Genomic DNA, 19,682 nt, shown 5'->3' with positions numbered 1-19,682 from the left:
TCCTGGTCACCTGGAGGGCTCTGCTGTCGGGGACGAGCGTATACACCGGCCCCGACATCGGTCGCGGGGTTCCGCGTTCAGGGCGCGACCGAGCCGTCCGCGAGGCCGTCGTACATGCCCTGCACCAGCTGCTCGCCGAGCCGTCCCGCGAGCCGCAGCGCCTCCTCGAACTCCGCGAGCGCCCGGAACCGCTCCCCGTAGCGCCGCTGCTCGCCGAGCGGCAGGCGGGGCAGCTGGAGGCGGCGGACGTCGAGCCGGGTGGCGGTGGAGGCGTACGAACTGGCCTGGCGGTTGTTGGCGGTGGCGCGCAGGAAGCCGGCCAGGAACCAGGGGTCGAGGGCCGCGGGGTCGGGGCGCAGGAGGTGGACGTTGCGGCCGAGGGCGGCGCCGGCCGTGGCGTCGTCGACGACCCGGGCGACCGAGCCGCCGCCCAGGACGGGGACGACCACGTCGCCGGCGGCGAGCAGCACGGGTTCCTCGGCGGGGCCCCCGGCCGGGGCCTCGGGAAGCGCGCCGGAGGGGGCGTGGCCGGCGAGGACGTCGGTGTCGGTGAGGACGGGGACGGGGACCGCGACGCCGGCCGGGGTGGCGCCGGTGCCGCCGGCGCGCAGCGTGAGGGCGCCCGCGCGGGCGAGTTCGCCGACAGTGGTGGCGGGCCAGCGCAGGGCTCCGGAACCGCTGTCCGCGGCGGGCGGCGGGGTCAGCTCGCGGGTGCGGCGCAGGGTCTCGGTGAGCCGTTCGCGGACGCCGGTGAGCTGTGCCGCTCCTTCGGCGGCGGCGGGCGGCGGGAGGTGGCGGGCGGGGGCCAGGTCGACGTCGTCGTCGAGGAGTTCGATGACCGGGACGGCGCGGCTCCCGCCGGGTGTCGCGGTGAGGGTGCCGGTCCGGTCGAAGGACCGCCAGGCGGCCAGGACGGCGCTCTCGACGGACGTCCAGTCCAGGCGGTCGCGGCCACCGGTGGCCGTGCCCGTCGCCGTGCCGGCGGCGGTCTCGTGCGCGGTGTCGACGAAGAGCAGTTCGGCGGCGGGGCGTTCGCCGGGGACGGGCCTGCGCAGCACCCAGAGGTGGAGCGGGATGCCGTACGGGGGCGCGGCGCCGGCGGGCAGGGCGACGACGGCCCGCAGGGCGCCGCGGCGCAGCAGGTCGGCCCGGATGCGGCGGCCCGAGCGGCGGGAGGCGGCGGCGGGCGGCATGAGGATCACGGCGGTGCCGCCGGGGCGCAGCCGGGCCAAAGCGTGCTGGACCCAGGCCAGCTCGGACTCGGTACGGGCCGGGAAGCCGTACTCCCAGCGGGAGTCGTAGGCCAGTTCGTCGTGTCCCCAGTTGCGCTCGTTGAACGGCGGGTGGCACAGCACGGCGTCGGCGCCGAGGGCCGGGAAGGCGTCCGCCCGCAGGGTGTCGCCGGACAGGACCCGGACGTCGACGGCGGTGTCGGTGGAGAGCGCGAGGCGCAGGGCGGTCAGCGCGGCCAGGTCGGGGTCGGCGTCCTGGCCGTAGAGGGCGGTGGGGGCCGGGGCGGTGCCGCCGGGGGCGGGCGCCGCGGCGGTGGCGGTGAGCAGGGCTCCGGTGCCGCAGGCGGGGTCGAGGACCGTGGCCGCCGGGCCGGCGAGCGCCGCCATGAGGGCGGCGGGGCCGGGCGGGGTGAGCGTGTACTGGCGGGGGTTGGCGTCCAGGTGGCGGCCGAGGAGGAAGTCGAAGACCTCGCGCGGGGTGGCGCCGGCCGCCATGTCGGCCACGCCGCGCAGGAGCGGGACGGACGGGGCGAGGGCGCGGGCCGTGGGGGTGTGGACGCTTCGCTCGGCGCCGAAGCGCTCGGTCAGCGTCTCCTCCAGGGGCACCGGAAGCAGCTCCGCGAGGCGCGCGTCGGGCGCGGCGGCCAGCGTGGGCCAGGCCGCGGCCCGGTCGCGTACGAGGAGGAGGGCGCAGCCCGCGTGGACGAGGGCGGTGACGGCACCCGCGGGGTGTCCGGCGATCTGCTGCCAGACGCGTTCGGCGAGCGGGACCTCGGCCAGTTTGCCCTGGGCGCGCAGCCACGCCTCGACGTCGGCGAGGGCGAAGGACGGACTGGTCTCGGTGCCGCCGACGGGTTTGGGGAAGTCGGCGTGGCGGCGGCGCCAGTTGCTCACGGCGGCCCTGCCGACCCCCGCGAGGCGGGCGATGCCCGCGGCGGTCACCTCAGCTGCGCTCTCCGGCACGTGCCGCTCCCCTCGTCCCGCCTGACATGTGACGCCGATCTTACTGCTGACGCCGTTGACACCACTTCACAGTGTGAGCCGGACCGTTCCCTGTGAACCGTGTTGACTCGGTTCACAGGCTCTGCTGTTATTGATCCGTCGCGCCAGCCGCCGTCATGGGGGCGAAGCTCGGCCGGCCTCAGCCGTTCCCTGCCGTTCCCTGCCGTTCCCTGCCGCTCCCCTGCTTGCCCGTACCACCCTCATCCCCCTCGGAGATCCGTCATGCCTGCCATCGTCCGCCCCCGCCGCACCGCCCTCGCCGCCGCCCTCTGCGCCGTCGTCGCGCTCGGCGCGACCGCCTGCGGCCCCTTCTCCGGCGACGACCCGAAGGCCACCGGGCCCTTCGGCGACCTGACCGGGCCCCGGATCGTCGACAAGGCGGTGGCGGAGACGAAGACCGCCACGTCACTGACCATGGACATCTCCCTCAAGACCACCGAGGGCCCGCTGAAGGCGTACGTGTCGACCGACCTCCAGGGGAAGTGCGCCGGAACCATGACCGTCGACACGACGGGCACGGCCGAACTGCTCCGGCCCGCCGACAAGGCCGTCTACCTCCGCTTCGACGAGGCCTTCCTGAAGGAGCAGGCCAAGGGAGAGCCGGAGGAGGTCCAGCAGGCCCTGCTCAAGGAGCTCAAGGACCGCTGGGTGAAGACCGACGCCGAGGACCCGGACGCCAAGGACATGCTCGAACTCTGCGACCTCAAGGCGCTCCTCGCCGACTTCGAGCAGACCACCGCCGGCACGGTCCGCGGCGAGGAGACCACGGTCGGCGGACGCAAGGCGCTGACGCTGACGCAGACCCTCAAGGACGAGAAGACCACCTTCTACGTGGCCACGGAGGGCAAGCCGCACCTGCTGAAGGTCGTGACGACCGGCGGCGAGGAGCCGGGCACGATCACGTTCTCGGACTACGACAAGCCGGTGGTGGCGCAGACGCCGCAGAAGAAGGACATCGTGGACGAGAAGAGCCTCGGCTGACGGTCCGGCCCTTCGGGACCGCGTGAGACGTGAAAGGCGTGAAGGCCTCCGGAGGGGGGTGGCCTTCACGCCTTTCGCACGTCCGGCCGCCGGCACGGCCGGACGTGCTTCGACAGGTGCAGCGGGTGCGACGGTTCACACCCGCTGTGAAGTGGGTTCGGCGGTTCGCAGCCGCTGTGAAGCGGGTGCGGCCGTTCCCAGCCGCTGCCCGTGGATGCGGTGGTTCACAGCCACTGCGCGTGGATGCGGTGGTTCACAGGCGGTGGCGCACCCAGACGTTCGGTTCGACGTAGACCGCGTAGCCCCGCGACGCCTCGCAGTGCACCGGCACCAGGGCGCCCTCGACGTCGACCGGGCCGTCGGCGTCGAAGGGCAGGCCCGTCCAGCGGCGCCACTGCTCCACGGAGCCGCCGATCGTCATCGACGCCGGGGCGACCTTCTCCACGGTGCCGCCCGCGCGAACGTGGACGCGCAGCCACGGGTCGTGCGGCAGGCCGTCCGACTCCCGCGTGCGGAAGGCGTACTCGTGGATGGCGGACGCTGCCTCCAGGTGCTTGCCGTTGGGCCGCACCGGGGCGACGACGTCGGAGAAGCCGAGCCGGCGGGCGTTGTCGCGCATGGCCGCCAGCATGCGGTGCGAGACGCCCTGCCCGAGCGCGCTCGTGTCCACGGTGATCTCGATCGCGCTGACGGTGTCCGGCGTGCGGCCGTGCCGCAGGTCGGAGAACGCCCAGAGCAGGACCTGGTCCCAGCCGGTGTCGGGCAGTTCGCCGCGCCCCTTCGCCCCCAGCTCGAAGGGGACGCTGAACCCCCGCGCCACGAACGGCCCGTCGACCCCGTCGGTGGCGACGAGGACGTACTCGGGGAAGTCGGTCACGATCCTGCCCATGTGGGACCAGCCGACCGGGTCGTACATCATGAACTCCGGCCAGAGGTGCTTCATGTCCCACAGGGGCCCCTGGAGGTGGGGGCGTTCGGCGAGAGTCGTGATGTGCAGGTCCATGGGCGGGAGGCTAGTCGCGGACCACGAGGCGGGCGAAACGATTTTTCACCGGCGTGCGGCTACGGCAGCCGCTGGCCCGGGCAGCTCCCGAGCACCCGCTTCATCGCGTCCCGCTCGGCCGCGGTCACCCAGACCCCGTACTTCTTCTTCACGGCGACCTGCCGGGCCACGTACGGGCAGCGGTAGGCCCGGTTCGGCGGCAGCCAGGTCGCGGCGTCACCGTCGGACTTGCGGCGGTTGGCCGTCGCGTCCACGGCGAGCAGGTTGAGCGGGTCGTTGGCGAACCGCAGCCGGGTGCCGGCGTCCCACTTCTGCGCGCCCTTCTGCCAGGCGTCGGACAGCGCGACGACGTGGTCGATGTCCACCTTGCTGCGGCCGCGGACGTAGTCGACGGACCCGCCGGTGTACGGGTCGGCGGTCAGGGTGCCGGTGGCCACCTTGCAGTGACCGCCGTCCTTGTAACGGACGCCGGTCAGATCGCGCCGGAGTACGTCGTCCCGGGTGCCGCAGCCGTTGCGGTCGACGTCCGTCCACGCCCGCCCGAACTTCTCCCGGTCGTAACCGGTCTTCGGCGCCCTGCCCTTGACCGTCAGCGTGTCGACGGCGGCGAGGGCGGTTCCGGCGCCGCCCTTGGCGGAGGGTGCGTCGTCACCGGGCGAGCAGGCGGCACCGGCGAGCAGGGCGAGGACGGCGAAGGCCGTGGCGGTGAGGGGCTTCTGATGCGTCGGCACCCCTCGATCCTAGGCCGGTGGCCGCCGGGGCGCTGCTGTCGGGCGGGGCGGGCGGGAACACGGGAACGGGAGGCGGGATACGGGAGGCGGACACCGGATCCGCCGTCAGATCCTGCCGATACCCAGCGTGTTCTCCGACGGCAGGAGTCCGGATCCGACGGCCGCCAGCCACGGCCCGCCCAGCAGCTCCGCCAGCCGCCCGGTCGCCTCCGGCCCCAGCGCGGCCCACGGACCGGCGGCGAGTGCGTCCGTGCGGCGTTCGACCTCGGCGCGCAGGGCGCGTCCGGCGTCGGTGGCGGTGCCGTCGGGGTGGACCAGGCCGCGGGCGGCGAGCCGGTCGCGGGCGGCGCTCCACTGCTCCCCGCTCCAGCCGCGGCCGGCGAAGGTCTCCTCGGCGGCGGCGCCGACCGCGGCGAAGGAGACGAGGGACTCGACGGGGTCGAGCCCGGCCGCCATCAGGGCGGCGAGGTGGCCGTCGCCGCGGTGTTCGCGCAGGAGCGTGGCGGCCTGCCACAGGGCGAGGTGGGGGACGTCGGACCAGGGGAGTTCGGCGTGGGCGGCGGCCAGGGGGCGGCCGGCGGTCCCGGCCGCCTCGGCGGCGCGGCGGGCGAGGACGGCGGCCTCGGCGAGGGCGGGGCCCTCGAGGACGTCGGCGCCGAGGTGCACCCGGTAGGTCCGGTCGACGGCGCGGAGCCGGGCGGCGAGGACGTCGGCGGGGGCGGCGGTCCGCCAGACGGCGGGGACGTGGCGGGCGACCTTGTCCGGGCTGAAGGAGTAGAAGGCCGAGGCCACCCGTTCGGCGCCGACGGGCCCGAGGGCGGCGGCGCGCCAGGCGAAGTAGGAGGGCCAGCGTTCCTCGACGTCGTAGCCCAGGGCGGCGGCCTCCTCGAACGCCTCGGGGGCGTAGTAGTGCAGCGCGTGCAGGGGTTCGAGCAGGTGCCACAGCCGGCGCACCTGGCCCGGCTCGACGCTGTCGGCACCGGAGCCGTACGCGTTCTCCGCGGTCATCACGTCCACGTCCTCCCTCACACCCTCATCTTGTCACTGGCTAGATTGCCTCCGCGGGCTCAACTTGTCAATGACTAGATCCGGCGTAGGCTGCCGCCATGACCAGTCGGCGCACCTATCACCACGGCGACCTGCGGCAGTCCGTCCTCACCGCCGCCCTCGACGTCATCGCCACCGACGGGCCGGGCGCGCTCAGCCTGCGCGACCTCGCGCGCCGCGCGGGCGTCTCGCACGCCGCCCCCGCCCACCACTTCAAGGACCGCACCGGCCTGCTCACCGCGATCGCCGCACAGGGCTACGACCTGCTCGCCGACGCCCTCGCCGACGCCCCTGACCTGCGGGAACGAGGAGTGCGGTACGTACGGTTCGCCCTCGCCCACCCGGCGCACTTCCAGGTGATGTTCCAGCCCGGCCTGTACCGCGCCGACGACCCCGGGCTGCTCGCCGCCAAGGAGCGGGCCTCCGCCGAACTCCGCGCCGGCATCACGAGCCTCACCGACGCCGACGGCCCCGCCACCGCCACCGGCCCCGCCACCGTCACCGGTCCCGCCACCGCCACCGGCCCCGCCCCGGACCCGCGCACCGCCCCGGACCCGCGCACCGCGGGCATCGCCGCCTGGTCCCTCGCCCACGGCTTCGCGACCCTGCTGCTCACCCACAACGTGGCCGGAGCGGTCGGCGACCACGACCCCGGCGACTACTTCCGCTCGCTCGCCGACCTGATGTTCCGGACGGGCCCCGCATGACCGCCCCGGCCCCCGGCCCCGCCTCCGCCGTCGCTCCCGCCGCCCGTCGCGCGCTGCGACGGGCGGCCACCGCCCTCCTCGCCGCCGCCCTGGTCACCGCCTGCGCCTCCTGCACCGGCGGCCCGGCCCCGGCCCGTAGCGACGACGGGCCCTGGCGCGGCGCCTGGGCCGCGTCGCCGCAGCCGCCGTCCGCCGGCAACTGGTCCGTACGGGGCTTCGCCGACCACACCCTGCGCCAGGCCGTCCGGCTCACCGCGGGCGGCACCGGGGTGCGGATCGAGCTGTCCAACCGGTACGGCACCACGCCGCTGCGAATCGCCGGGGCCACGGTGGCCCGCCCCGCGCAGGGCGGCGCCGTGCGGCCGGGCTCGGTCCGTGCCCTCACCTTCCGCAGCCGCCCGGCGGCGACGATCCCGCCCGGCGGCACCCTGCTCAGCGACGGGCTGCCGATGACCGTGCGGCCCTTCGAGTCGCTGACCGTGACGCTCCGCCCGGCCGGTCCGACCGGCCCCGCCACCGTCCACCAGGACGCCGCCGCCACCGGCTACCGGGCGGCGGGCGACCACCGCGACGACGTGTCCGGCGGCGCGTTCACCGAGACCGGCACGTCCTGGTACTACCTGACCGGCGTCGAGGTCACCGGCGGCCCCGACGCCCACCGCCGCGACGGCGTGGTCGCCTTCGGCGACTCCCTCACCGACGGCCACGGCTCCCGCACCGACGCCGACCACCGCTACCCCGACCTGCTCGCCGAACGGCTCGCCGCCCTCGGCCGCCCCCGAGCCGTCCTCAACCACGGCATCAGCGGCAACAAGGTCGTCCGGCCCGGCGGCGCCACGGGCGAGAAGGCCCTGGACCGGTTCCAGCCGGACGTCCTCGCCGAACGCGGCATCGGCACGGTCCTCGTCCTGGAAGGCGTCAACGACATCGGCGGCCGTCTCCACGCCGACGTCGGCGTCGAGGAGCTGATCGCCGGCCATCGCGCACTCGTCCGCCAGGCCCGTGCCCGCGGCCTGAGGACGGTCGGCGCGACGCTCCTCCCGTTCAAGGGGTCCGCCTACGACACCCCGGAGAACGAGGCCCAACGGGACGCCTTCAACACCTGGATGCGCACCTCGGGCACGTACGACGCCGTCGTCGACCTCGACCGGGCCCTCGCGGATCCGGCCGACCCCGACCGCCTGCTGCCCGCCTACGACTCCGGCGACCACCTCCACCCCGGCGACGCCGGCTACCGCGCGATGGCCGAGGCCGTCGACCCCGGCGCGCTCTGACCCGCGCCCCCCTCGCCCGCCCTCGCCCGCTCCTCGCCCGCTCCTCGCCCGGCGGACCGGGCGAGGAGCGGGCGCCGGCTCACGACCCGAGGATCTCCGCCAGGAACTCGCCCGTCCACGCGAGCAGTTCCCGCCCGACCACCGGCTTCCCGCCGATCTTCCCGGTCGTCGGCCGCGGCACCAGGATCTGGTGGACGGCCGGCTTGATGACCGTGCGCGGGTGGAGCCGCTTCAGGCGCAGCTCCTGCGACTCGCGCAACTCCACCGGCGCGAAGCGGATGTTGGGACCCTGAAGGACGATCTCTCCGACGCCGCAGGCCCGCGCCAGCATGCGCAGCCCGGCCACCAGGAGCAGGTTCTCCACGGGCTCCGGCAGCTTGCCGTAGCGGTCGGTGAGCTCCTCCCGTACGGCCTTGATGTCCTCCTCGGTGTTGGCCGAGGCGATGGCCCGGTAGGCCTGGAGGCGCAGCCGCTCGCCCGGCGCGTAGTCGTGCGGGACGTGCGCGTCGACCGGCAGCTCGATCTTGACCTCCAGCGGCGGCTCCTCCTCCACCCCGCCCTCCAGGGAGGCCCGGTAGTCGGCGACGGCCTCGCCGACCATGCGCACGTACAGGTCGAAGCCGACGCCCGCGATGTGACCGGACTGCTCGCCGCCGAGCAGATTGCCCGCGCCGCGGATCTCCAGGTCCTTCATCGCCACGTACATGCCCGCGCCCATCTCGGTGTGCTGGGCGATGGTCGCGAGCCGTTCGTGCGCGGTCTCCGTCAGCGGCTTCTCCGGCGGGTAGAGGAAGTACGCGTAGCCCCGCTCGCGTCCTCGGCCCACCCGGCCGCGCAGCTGGTGGAGCTGCGACAGGCCGAAGTTGTCGCCGCGCTCGACGATGAGGGTGTTGGCGTTGGAGATGTCGATGCCGGACTCGACGATCGTCGTCGACACCAGCACGTCGAACTTCTTCTCCCAGAAGTCGACGACGACCTGCTCCAGGGCCTGTTCCGACATCTGGCCGTGGGCGGTGGCGATCCGCGCCTCGGGCACGATCTCCCGCAGCCGGGCCGCGGCCCGGTCGATGGACTCGACCCGGTTGTGGATGTAGAAGACCTGGCCCTCGCGCAGCAGTTCGCGGCGGATGGCGGCGCCGATCTGCTTCTCCTCGTACGGGCCGACGAAGGTGAGCACCGGGTGCCGCTCCTCCGGCGGGGTGGTGATCGTCGACATCTCGCGGATGCCGGTGACCGCCATCTCCAGGGTGCGCGGGATCGGGGTCGCCGACATCGTCAGGACGTCCACGTTGGCGCGGAGCTTCTTCAGCTGCTCCTTGTGCTCGACGCCGAAGCGCTGCTCCTCGTCGACGATGACCAGGCCCAGGTCCTTGAACCTGGTCTCGGAGGAGAACAGGCGGTGGGTGCCGATGACGACGTCCACGGAGCCGTCCTTCAGGCCCTCCAGCGTCGCCTTCGCCTCGGTGTCGGTCTGGAAGCGGGACAGGGCGCGGACGTTCACCGGGAACTGGCTGTAGCGCTCGGAGAAGGTGCCGAAGTGCTGCTGCACGAGCAGCGTGGTGGGGACGAGGACGGCGACCTGCTTGCCGTCCTGGACGGCCTTGAAGGCGGCCCGCACGGCGATCTCCGTCTTGCCGTAGCCGACGTCGCCGCAGATCAGGCGGTCCATGGGGACGGTCTTCTCCATGTCCTCCTTGACCTCGGCGATGGTGGACAGCTGGTCGGGCGTCTCCGCGTACGGGAAGGCGTCCTCCAGCTCCCGCTGCCAGGGGGTGTCGGGGCCGAAGGCGTGCCCAGGGGCGGCCATCCGCGCCGAGTACAGCTTGATGAGGTCGGCGGCGATCTCCTTGACCGCCTTCTTCGCGCGCGCCTTGGTCTTCGTCCAGTCGGCGCCGCCGAGCCGGTGCAGGGTCGGGGCCTCGCCGCCGACGTACTTGGTGACCTGCTCCAGCTGGTCGGTCGGGATGTAGAGGCGGTCGCCGGGCTGGCCGCGCTTGGCGGGGGCGTACTCGACGAGGAGGTACTCGCGGGTGGCGCCCTGGACGGTCCGCTGGACCATCTCGATGTAGCGGCCGACGCCGTGCTGCTCGTGGACGATGTAGTCGCCGGCCTCCAGGGTCAGCGGGTCGATCGTCTTGCGCCGCTTGGCGGGCATCCGCTGCCCGTCCTTGCCGGCCGCCTTCTGCCCGGACAGGTCGGTCTCGGTGAGGACGGCGAGCCTGAGGGCCGGGTCGACGAAGCCGTGGTCGATGGAGCCGCAGGCCACGTGGACGACGGACGGCGAGATGTCGCTCAGGTCGGCGTCGAGGCGGGCGGCGATGCCCTCGCCGCCGAGGACCTCCACCGTGCGGGAGGCCGGGCCGTGCGCCTCCGTCACGTACACCGTGCGCCAGCCGTCGGCGAGCCAGCCCTTGGTGTCGGCGAGCGCGCGGGCGGTGTCGCCGCGGTACGACTCGGGGGCGTGCATGCCGAGCTTGACGGTGTCGGCGTCGAGGGTCTCGTCGGCCGCGAACGGCGACACCGTCCACCACATCATGCCGAGCTCGCGCGCCCGGTCGCGTACGTCCGCGATCCCCCACAGGGAGGCGGCGCCGACGTCGATGGGGGCCTCGCCGCCGCCGGCGGTGGCGGCCCAGGACGCCTGGAGGAACTCCTGGGAGGTCGCCACCAGGTCGGCGGCCCGGGTGCGGACCCGCTCGGGGTCGCAGACGACGGCCATGGAGCCCTGGGGCAGGACGTCGAGGAGCAGTTCCATCTCGTCGACGAGGACGGGTGCGAGGGACTCCATGCCCTCGACGGCGATGCCCTCGGCGATCTTGTCGAGGAGTTCGCCGAGCTCGGGGTGGCGCTCGGCCAGCGCCCGGGCGCGGGCCCGCACGTCGTCGGTGAGCAGCAGTTCGCGGCAGGGCGGCGCCCACAGGCCGTGCTCGGCGACTTCCAGGGAGCGCTGGTCGGCGACCTTGAAGTAGCGGATCTCCTCGACGTCGTCGCCCCAGAACTCGACGCGGAGCGGGTGTTCCTCGGTGGGCGGGAAGACGTCCAGGATGCCGCCGCGGACGGCGAACTCGCCGCGCTTCTCCACGAGCTCCACGCGGGAGTACGCGGCGGCCGCGAGGCCCGCGACGACCTCCTCCAGGTCCGCCGTCTGGCCGCTCCTGAGCGCGACGGGCTCCAGGTCGCCGAGGCCCTTGACCTGCGGCTGGAGGACGGAGCGGATGGGTGCGACGACCACGGAGACGGGGCCGGCGGCGGGGTCGTCGTCGCGCGGGTGGGCGAGGCGGCGCAGGACGGCGAGGCGGCGGCCGACGGTGTCGGAGCGGGGCGAGAGCCGTTCGTGCGGCAGGGTCTCCCAGGAGGGGTACTCGGCGACCGTGTCCGGGTCGAGGAGGGAGCGCAGGGCGGCGGCCAGGTCCTCGGCCTCGCGGCCGGTGGCGGTGACCGCGAGCACCGGGCGCCCGGCGTCGCGGGCCAGCGCGGCGACGGCGAAGGGGCGGGCGGCGGGCGGGCCGACCAGGTCGACGTGCGTGCGGTTGCCGTCGCGGGCGGCCGCCACCGCTTCGGCGAGGGCCGCGTCTTCGACGACGACGTCAAGCAGACCGTGCAGGCTCATGGGTGTTCCATCCCGGCAGTGGGCAACGCGAACCGCCCGACACGTCTCACGGGCCGGGGTCTCCACCCTACGACGCCCCGCCGACACCCGCCGCCGCACGCGACCGGGGCGCCCCGCTCGTGCGGGGCGCCCCGGGGGGCCACCGGCCCGTCGCCTCGGTCCGCCGGGGCGGTCCGTCGCGCAGGTCCGTCGGGGCGGTCCGTCGGGCGTCAGTCCGTCGCGTCGGTACGTCGCGCGTCAGTCTGTCGTGTCAGTCCGTCGCGCGTCAGTCCGTCGCGATCGCGTTGAGGACGTTCATCCGGCCCGCCCGGAAGGCCGGGATCAGGGCGGCGAAGAGGCCCACGAAGGCCGACCCGACGAAGACACCGATGATCGTCGGCCAGGGGATCTCCAGGACACCCAGGCCCTCCAGGGCCAGGAGCCGCTGGGCGGCGGTGCCCCAGCCCATGCCCAGGCCGAGGCCGAGGAGGGCGCCGAAGAGGGCGATGACCACCGACTCCAGGCGGATCATGCGGCGCAGCTGGCGGCGCGAGAGGCCGATGGCCCGCATGAGGCCGATCTCCCGGGTGCGCTCGACGACCGACAGGGCGAGGGTGTTCACGACCCCGAGCACGGCGACGACGATCGCGAGGGCGAGCAGCCCGTACACGATGTTGAGCAGCTGGCCGACCTGGTCCTTCAGGGTCTCCTTGTAGTCGGCCTGGTCGGCGACCTTGTACTGCGGGTAGGGCTTGAGGGCGTCCTTGAGTGCCTGGTAGGCGGCCGCCTCCTGGCCGTCCTTCGCCGTACCGAAGACGATCATGCTGCGGGGCATGCGGTCGTCGGGCACATGGCGGGCGACCGTCGTGATGTTGGTGTACATCACGCCCTTGTCGATGTTGTTGTCGTCGGAGGTGATCGCGGCGACCCGCAGCACGGCGGGCCTGCCGCCCTGGAAGGCGACGGTGAGCCGGTCGCCGACCTCGACGCCGTGCTCGGCGGCGTAGGCGCTGCCGACGGACATGGCGCCCGGCCCGTAGGCGTCGGCAAGCTTCCCGGCGGTGGTGTCGCGGCGCACGTCCTCGGCGTACGTGGGGTCGGCGGCGACCAGGCCGGTCTTCTTCGCCTTGCCGCGCGGGTCGGTGACGGTGGCCTCGACCCACTTGTACTCGGTGACGTGGTCCAGGCCGGGGGCCTTTTCGAGGGCTGCCTGGGCCTGCGGCACGATCGGCTGGCCGTTGGCGGACTGGACGATGAAGTCGGCGCCGACGGACCGGTCGAGTTCCTCGGTGGCCGAGGCGACCATGGAGGAGCCGACGACCGACAGGCAGGCGACGAGCGCGAGGCCGATCATCAGGGCGGCGCCGGTGGCTCCGGTACGGCGCGGGTTGCGCAGCGCGTTGCGTTCGGCCATGCGGCCGACGGGGCCGAAGACCCGCAGCACGACGGCGCCGAGGACGCGGACGACCCCGCCCGCGAGGAGCGGGCCGATGACGACGAAGCCGAGGAGGGACAGCACGACGCCGAGGCCGAGCCAGAGGGAGCCCGCACCGGCCTCCTCGGCCTGCGTGGCGGTCCACAGCGCGGCGGCGCCGGCGGCGGTCAGGAGCAGGCCGACGGCGGCGCGCACCTTGCCGGCCCGGCCGTCGGCGGGGGTGCCGGCGTCGCGCAGGGCGGCCATCGGGGACACCTTCCCGGCCCGGCGGGCGGGCACGAAGGCGGCGAGGACGGTGACGACGACGCCGAGGGCGAGGCCGACGACGGGGGTGGTCCAGCGGACGGTGAGGTCCTGGGTGGACAGCTCCATGCCCATGGACGTCATGATCTCCATCAGGCCGACGGCGAGGCCGACGCCGGCCGCGACGCCGGCGAGGGAGCCGACGACGCCGAGGAGCAGGGCCTCGACGAGCACGGAACGGTTGACCTGGCTGCGGCTCGATCCGATGGCCCGCATGAGGCCGATCTCGCGGGTGCGCTGGGCGACCAGCATGGAGAAGGTGTTGACGATGAGGAAGATGCCGACGAGGAAGGCGATGCCGGCGAAGCCGAGCATGGCGTACTTCATGACGTCGAGGAAGCCGGCGACGTCCTCGCGGCCGGCGTCGGTGGCCTCGGCGGCGGTCTGGAGCTTGTAGCCGGAGCCGAGCTTCGCGGCGATGTCCGCCTTCAGCTCCTCGTCGCTGACGCCGGGCGCGGCGTCGACGCTGACCTGGGTGAACAGCCCTTCCTTGCCGAGCAGTTCGCGCTGGGCGGTGGCGGTGTCGTACCAGACGACGGTGGCGCCGGGGTTGGTCACCTTGAAGGCGGCGATGCCGGAGATCCGGGCGGTGAAGTCGCCGGTGACGGCGATGGTGCGCAGCTCGTCACCGATCTTCAGGTGGTGCTTGTCGGCGGTGGCCTCGTCGACGAGGACGTCGGTGGGGCCGCGCGGCTCGTGGCCGGAGGCGATCTCCACCGACCGCAGCTCGTTGGGCGACCAGTTCCCGGCGATGGTCGGGGCGCCGGAGGTCGGGCCGATGTTCTCGTCGCGCGAGTCGACGACGGTGACGGACATCGACACGACGCCGCCCTGGACGGCGCGGACGCCCGCGACGCTCCTGACCTGGTCGGCCACGGAGGCGGGCAGGGCGGCCGGGCGGCCGTTCTGCGGTATCTCGTCGTTCGCGGCGGCGTCCTTCGGGCTGACGGTGACGTCGGACGCGGTGGTGGCGAAGAGCTTGTCGAAGGTGGTGTTCATGGTGTCGCTGAACACCAGGGTGCCGCAGACGAAGGCGACGGAGAGCAGGACGGCGACGGCGGACAGCGCCATGCGGCCCTTGTGCGCGAGGAAGCTGCGCAGGGAGGTCTTCAGGACGGTCATGACGTACGCCCCCGGGCGTCGAAGTCCTTCATGCGGTCGAGGACCTGCTCGGCGGTCGGCGCCTGCATCTCGTCGACGATCCGGCCGTCGGCGAGGTAGAGGACGCGGTCGGCGTAGGAGGCGGCGACGGGGTCGTGGGTGACCATGACGATGGTCTGGCCGAGCTCGTCGACGGACTGCCGCAGGAAGCCGAGGACTTCGGCGCCGGCGCGCGAGTCGAGGTTTCCGGTCGGCTCGTCACCGAAGATGATCTCGGGCCGGGCGGCGAGGGCCCGGGCCACGGCGACGCGCTGCTGCTGGCCGCCGGACAGCTGGTTGGGCCGGTGCTTGAGGCGCTCGCCGAGGCCGACGGTGTCGACGACCCGGCGCAGCCACTCCTGGTCGGGCTTGCGGCCGGCGATGTCCATGGGCAGCGTGATGTTCTCCAGGGCGTTCAGGGTGGGCAGCAGGTTGAACGCCTGGAAGATGAAGCCGACGCGGTCGCGACGGAGCCGGGTCAGCTTCTTGTCCTTCAGACCGGTGATCTCGGTGTCACCGAGGAAGATCTGACCGCCGCTGACGGTGTCGAGACCGGCGAGGCAGTGCATGAGGGTGGACTTGCCCGAGCCCGAGGGCCCCATGATGGCCGTGAACCGGCCCCGGGCGATGTCCACGTCGACGTGGTCGAGCGCGACGACCCGGGTCTCCCCGGAGCCGTAGGCCTTGACGACCTGCCGCGCCCGCGCGGCGACGGCCGTCCGCTCTCCCGTATCCCCGTGCTTGGGGACGCTCACAGCCGAAGTCACGGTATGTCTCCTATGTATGCCTAGAGGTGGGCGCGGTCGAGGCCCGCGGTCGAGTCTGGCCGGGGGCGGGGGCCGTGGCACTGGGGCCCGGCGCACTCTTCGCCCTGGGGTTGTCCGTAAGAACAAGCTAAGGACAGCGGGTGTCCCGGCTCGTCCTCCGCCGGGACGAACGACCCCTGGGTCGAAGGGGGGAGGCTCCCCTAGGGGTTCCTCCTCCCCCGGTCCGAGTGAGAGGCTGCCCCGGGCACACTTAGATGTACGAAGCATCCGACGGGGTCGGAGAGAGGGGCGGGGCCGGATGGCCGAGGCGACCACGGGCAGGGCGGCACCGCCGGAGGCGGGCGCCACACGGCGCGGGCCGGTCGTCGCCGCGCTGATGCTGGGGATGGCGCTCGCCGCGCTCGACGGCACGATCGTCGCCACGGCCGTCCCGCAGATCGTCGGCGATCTCGGTGGCCTGTCGGTCTTCTCCTGGCTGTTCTCCGGCTATCTGCTCGCCGTGACGGTGACGCTGCCGGTGTACGGGAAGCTCAGCGACACCTTCGGCCGCAAACCGGTCCTGATCGCCGGCATCGTGCTCTTCCTGGCCGGCTCGCTGCTGTGCGCGTGCGCCTGGAACATGGGCTCGCTGATCGCCTTCCGCGTGGTCCAGGGTCTGGGCGGCGGCGCCCTCCAGGGCACGGTCCAGACCCTCGCCGCCGACCTCTACCCGCTGAAGGAACGCCCCCGCATCCAGGCCCGGCTCTCCTCCGTCTGGGCCACCTCCGCCGTGGCGGGCCCGGCGGCGGGCGGCCTGCTCGCCGGGTACGCGGACTGGCGCTGGATCTTCCTGATCAACCTGCCGGTGGGCGCGGCGGCGCTGTGGCTGATCGCCCGCCACCTGGTGGAGCCGGGCCGCCGCCCGTCGGAGGGGGCGGGGGACGAGGCGGGAGCCGTACGGGGCGGGGCGGGTGCCGTACGGGACGGGGCGGGTGCCGTACAGGAGGGGGCCGCCGGACCCCTACGGGACGGGATGACCGGAGCCGTACGGGACGGGGCGCACCCCGGAGACGGCGGAGCGGGTGCCGTACGGGACGAGGTGACCGGAGTCGTACGGGAGCAGGGCGCGGCCCGGCCCGGCGGGCGGTCCGGGCGGTGGCCCAGGCGGACACCGCGGTCCGGAGCCCGGCCGCGGGTCTCCGTCGACTGGGCCGGCGCCCTCGCCATCTTCGCGACCGGCACCCTCCTGCTGACCGCCCTCGTCCAGGGCGGAGTCGCCTGGCCCTGGCTGTCGGCGCCCTCGCTCGGCCTGTTCGGCGGCGCGGCCGCCCTGGCCGCGCTGACCGTCCTCATCGAACGCCGGGCGGCGGAACCGATCATCCCCGGCTGGGTCTGGCGCCGCCGCACCATCGCCGCCGTCAACCTGGCCCTGGGCGCGCTGGGCCTGCTCATGGTCGCGCCGACCGTCTTCCTGCCCACGTACGCGCAGGCCGTGCTCGGCCTCGGCCCGGTCGCCGCCGGTTTCGTGCTCTCCGCGATGACCCTGAGCTGGCCGGTCACGGCCGCCCTCTCCAACCGGGTCTACACCCGCATCGGCTTCCGCCAGACCGCCCTGCTCGGCATGGGCCTCGCGCTCCTGGTCCTGCTCGCCTTCCCGCTGCTGCCCTTCCCCGGCGAGCCGTGGCAGCCGGCGCTCCTGATGCTGCTGCTCGGCGGCGCGCTCGGCTTCTTCCAGCTGCCGCTGATCGTCGGGGTCCAGTCGACCGTCCCCTACGAGGAACGGGGCACCACCACCGCCTCCGTCCTGTTCGTCCGCCAGGTCGGCCAGAGCGTCGGCGCGGCCCTGTTCGGTGCCGTCGCCAACGGTGTGCTGGCCGCGCGGCTCGGCGACGGCGGAGGCGACGGAAGCGGCGGGGGAAGCGGCAGGGAAAGCGGCGGCGGTGCGGACCTGGACGGACTGGTCCGCGCGCTCGAGACCCCGGGCGCGCTCTCCGGCCCGGCCGCCGATCATCTGCGCCGGGCCGTCGACGCGGCCGTCGACTACGTCCACCTGGGCGCCGCGGCGGCCGCCGCCCTCGCCATCCTGGCCCTGCTCACCCTCGCGCCCCGTCGCTTTCCGGTCCTGGAGGACGGCGAGACGGGCACTCGGGAGAAGTGACGGCGTCGGGGAGGAAGAGGCTGAGGTTGATCCGGGCGCCGGGCGCGGCCACCGGCTCGGCGAGGCAGGTGGCGAGCCGGCCCGGGCCGTACAGGGCGTGCCGTACCGGCAGTTCGGACCCGTCGGCGTGGGGCAGCGGGGCCGAGGCGCACGCCCGGTAGAGGGGCCCGGCCACGGGGTCGGCCAGCACCTCGCGTTCGAGGCGGGCGAGCGCGGGGTTGCCCCTGCGCATCCGCACCGCGTGCCTGAGGTGCGGCATGACCGCCGGCGCCCACCGGGTCTCCCAGTCGACGAGGGCCCGACCGCGCACCTCCGGATCCAGGAACAGGCCGCGCATGATGTTCGCGGGGGCCTTTCCCCGGGGGAAGAACAGCCGGAACTCCTCGTTGTACGCGATGACGTTGAACTCGACGTCGTTGACGTACGCCAGTGCCCCGCCGACCCGGTCCAGCAGCCGCTGCCAGATCCCGGGGACGTCCATCCCCGAGCTGCTGTGCAGGGTGCAGGACGGGTTCTCCCTGCGGGTCAGCTGCCACAGGAAGGCCCATTCCTGCTCGCTGAGCTCCAGGATCTCCGCGACCGCGACGAGGAAGTCCCCCGCGGGGTGCGCGAGCCGGCCGTTCTCGAAGCGGTTGTACGTGCCCCTGGCCCGCATCAGCAGCTCGTCCATCTGCTCCTGACCGAGGCCGGTGACCCGCCGGCCCGGACCGGGCCGCCGCGGGGGAAACCCCTTGGCCACCGGATCGATCGCGGCCCTGCGCTCCTTCAGGAGCCTTTTCAGGGCGTCTCGTTCACCTGCTGACAGTCTCATCGGTCGTCCCCCGTCGTCGGCGCCGCTCGCGGCGGCAGAAGTAGGCGCGGTCGGTCGGTCTCATTGTCTGCACTTTCCTTCCGTGGAAAGCCGGCCCCCGAGCCGCGAGACTCCTGCTGTCGCACCCGCCCGCGCGGTGCCCGCCCCGACCGGCCCGACCAGGGCGTCCCCGGACGTCCACGCGCCGGCCGGTGACGATCACGCTCGCCGGCGGATCCGGGGTCACCGCGGCACGGTGTGGACGGGGGTACGCACCGTGGGCCCGCCCCTCGGCGGCCCGGAGCCCAGTGAGCCGGAGCTCCGGACCGCCGGGCGGCGGGGCTCAGGGCGGCCGACCCTCAGGGCGGCCGGCCCTCAGGGCGGCCGGCCCTCAGGGCGGCCGGCCCTCAGGGCGCCAGGCGTGGGCGTCCGGCGTCCGCATCCGGCATCCGGCATCAGACGTCGGGCATCAGGCATGAGGCATCAAGGCGAGCGCACGCCGGTCGGTCCCGTCAGGCGTCGGGCCGTCACCCGGCCCCCCTCGTGCCCTGCTAGTCGTCCGCGTCCCGGCCCTCGGCTCCGGGCTCGGGCTCCTCGGCCCCGGGCTTCTCGACCCCGGGCTTCTCGACCCCGGGCTGCTCGGCCACGGGCTGCTCCGTCGTGGTGGGCGAGGGGCCCGCCACACGGCCCGTCAGGGCGGCCAGCGAGGAACGGATGTGCTCCATGTGGGAGTGGATCTCGTCGCGGGCCTCCTCGTGCTCCCGCAGCACCCGCTCGGTCTCGCGCTCGATCCGCTCCTGCTTCAGACGTGCCTCCGCGAGCAGCTCGGCCGCCTTCGCCTCGGCGTCCTCCTGGCCGTGCCGGGCGGCCTCCTCGGTCCTGGCCAGGGCGCGCCGGGCCTCCGCGAGGCGGCCCTCCGCCCCGGCGATCAGCTCGTCGTTGCGGGCGTCCAGCTCGGCCGCGGCCGCCTGCGCGGCCCGCTCCGCCTCCTCCCGTACGGCGCGCTGCTCCTCGCGCTGCCGGGCGAGCAGCTCCTCGGCCCGCCGCCCGGTCTCCTCGGCGTACGCGCGCGCCGCGGCCCTGGCCCCCTCCGCGTCCCGGGCGGCGACGGTACGCAGCTCACCGGCGCGCTCCTCGGCCCGCTCCAGGGTCGCGCGGGCCGCCTCATCGGCCTCCGCACGCACCCCTTCCGCGTAGGCGCGGGCCGCCTCCCGGGCCTCGCGGGCGGCCGCGTCGGCGGCCTCGGCGAGCTCCTGCGCCTCGCCCTCCGCGGCCCGGACGAGCCGCTCGTCCTCCTGCTCCGCGAGCTCAAGGATCCTCTGCGCGGCCTCGCCGAGGGACTCGTACCGCTGCGGCTTCAGCCCCGCGACCACCTCACGCAGCCGCTCCAGTTCCTGCGCCATCTCCTCGGCGAGCACCGTCAGCCGCGCGGCCCGCTCCACCGCGCCGTCGCGCTCCTCGGACAGCGCGGCGAGGTAGGGGTCGACCTGCTCCGGGCGGTAGCCCCGGCCCCGTCCGAACGCGAATCCCATTCCTGCCGCCCC

General features: G+C 74.3%; 13 protein-coding genes. 4 read left to right on the top strand and 9 right to left on the bottom strand.

What is annotated here, in order from left to right; genetic code table 11:
- Nucleotides 1-77 precede the first annotated feature (77 nt).
- A complete protein-coding gene (locus ABD954_RS20625) occupies nucleotides 78-2,195 on the bottom strand; it encodes an N-6 DNA methylase (RefSeq protein ID WP_345487630.1) in 2,118 nt (705 codons plus the stop codon).
- Between the two features lie 261 nt (nucleotides 2,196-2,456).
- Here ABD954_RS20625 and ABD954_RS20620 point away from each other — a divergent pair, with 261 nt between their 5' ends.
- Nucleotides 2,457-3,215, top strand: coding sequence for a hypothetical protein (locus ABD954_RS20620; protein WP_345487628.1), 759 nt, complete (start codon nucleotides 2,457-2,459; stop codon nucleotides 3,213-3,215).
- A gap of 253 nt (nucleotides 3,216-3,468) precedes the next feature.
- Here ABD954_RS20620 and ABD954_RS20615 read toward each other — a convergent pair whose 3' ends face one another.
- The 3 genes from ABD954_RS20615 to ABD954_RS20605 all read right to left on the bottom strand — a co-directional run bounded on the left by ABD954_RS20615 (nucleotide 3,469) and on the right by ABD954_RS20605 (nucleotide 5,957).
- The gene (locus ABD954_RS20615) at nucleotides 3,469-4,218 is read right to left on the bottom strand and encodes an N-acetyltransferase (protein ID WP_345487626.1); all 750 of its coding nucleotides are present in this window, start codon (nucleotides 4,216-4,218) and stop codon (nucleotides 3,469-3,471) included.
- A 59-nt stretch (nucleotides 4,219-4,277) separates the two neighbouring features.
- Nucleotides 4,278-4,949 carry an HNH endonuclease family protein gene (locus ABD954_RS20610; RefSeq protein WP_345487625.1) on the bottom strand — a complete coding sequence of 224 codons (672 nt, stop codon included), beginning with the start codon at nucleotides 4,947-4,949 and terminating at the stop codon, nucleotides 4,278-4,280.
- 105 nt (nucleotides 4,950-5,054) lie between these two features.
- On the bottom strand, nucleotides 5,055-5,957 hold the full coding sequence (locus ABD954_RS20605; protein ID WP_345492335.1) for an SCO6745 family protein: 903 nt from the start codon (nucleotides 5,955-5,957) through the stop codon (nucleotides 5,055-5,057).
- Nucleotides 5,958-6,055: 98 nt separating this feature from the next.
- Between ABD954_RS20605 and ABD954_RS20600 the strand changes: the two genes are divergently transcribed.
- Nucleotides 6,056-6,703, top strand: a complete 648-nt coding sequence (locus ABD954_RS20600) for a TetR/AcrR family transcriptional regulator (RefSeq protein ID WP_345487624.1) — start codon at nucleotides 6,056-6,058, stop codon at nucleotides 6,701-6,703.
- Nucleotides 6,700-7,977, top strand: a complete 1,278-nt coding sequence (locus ABD954_RS20595; RefSeq protein ID WP_345487623.1) for an SGNH/GDSL hydrolase family protein — start codon at nucleotides 6,700-6,702, stop codon at nucleotides 7,975-7,977. The genes ABD954_RS20600 and ABD954_RS20595 overlap by 4 nt, the downstream gene beginning before the upstream one ends.
- A 79-nt stretch (nucleotides 7,978-8,056) precedes the next feature.
- Here the strand turns inward: ABD954_RS20595 and mfd are convergent, their stop codons facing one another.
- The 3 genes from mfd to ABD954_RS20580 all read right to left on the bottom strand — a co-directional run bounded on the left by mfd (nucleotide 8,057) and on the right by ABD954_RS20580 (nucleotide 15,211).
- Entirely contained in the window at nucleotides 8,057-11,587 is a 3,531-nt protein-coding gene (gene mfd, locus ABD954_RS20590) for a transcription-repair coupling factor (RefSeq protein ID WP_345487622.1), read from the bottom strand.
- 265 nt (nucleotides 11,588-11,852) lie between these two features.
- Nucleotides 11,853-14,426 (bottom strand): ABC transporter permease, encoded by a 2,574-nt coding sequence (locus ABD954_RS20585; RefSeq protein WP_345487621.1) that lies wholly within the window; start codon nucleotides 14,424-14,426, stop codon nucleotides 11,853-11,855.
- On the bottom strand, nucleotides 14,423-15,211 hold the full coding sequence (locus tag ABD954_RS20580; protein ID WP_345487620.1) for an ABC transporter ATP-binding protein: 789 nt from the start codon (nucleotides 15,209-15,211) through the stop codon (nucleotides 14,423-14,425). Before ABD954_RS20580 ends, ABD954_RS20585 begins: the two co-directional genes overlap by 4 nt.
- A 298-nt stretch (nucleotides 15,212-15,509) precedes the next feature.
- Here ABD954_RS20580 and ABD954_RS20575 point away from each other — a divergent pair, with 298 nt between their 5' ends.
- On the top strand, nucleotides 15,510-17,348 hold the full coding sequence (locus ABD954_RS20575) for an MFS transporter (RefSeq protein ID WP_382745530.1): 1,839 nt from the start codon (nucleotides 15,510-15,512) through the stop codon (nucleotides 17,346-17,348).
- Here the strand turns inward: ABD954_RS20575 and ABD954_RS20570 are convergent.
- A complete protein-coding gene (locus tag ABD954_RS20570; protein WP_345487619.1) occupies nucleotides 17,284-18,159 on the bottom strand; it encodes an MmyB family transcriptional regulator in 876 nt (291 codons plus the stop codon). The genes ABD954_RS20575 and ABD954_RS20570 overlap by 65 nt on opposite strands.
- A gap of 530 nt (nucleotides 18,160-18,689) precedes the next feature.
- The gene (locus ABD954_RS20565) at nucleotides 18,690-19,670 is read right to left on the bottom strand and encodes a coiled-coil domain-containing protein (RefSeq protein ID WP_345487618.1); all 981 of its coding nucleotides are present in this window, start codon (nucleotides 19,668-19,670) and stop codon (nucleotides 18,690-18,692) included.
- Between the last annotated feature and the right edge of the window lie 12 nt (nucleotides 19,671-19,682).

Origin of the sequence: Streptomyces roseoviridis (assembly GCF_039535235.1) — a bacterium.
Classification (GTDB): domain Bacteria; phylum Actinomycetota; class Actinomycetes; order Streptomycetales; family Streptomycetaceae; genus Streptomyces; species Streptomyces roseoviridis.
The sequence above is the reverse complement of the archived record's forward strand: the minus strand, read 5'-3'. Positions and strand labels throughout refer to the sequence as shown.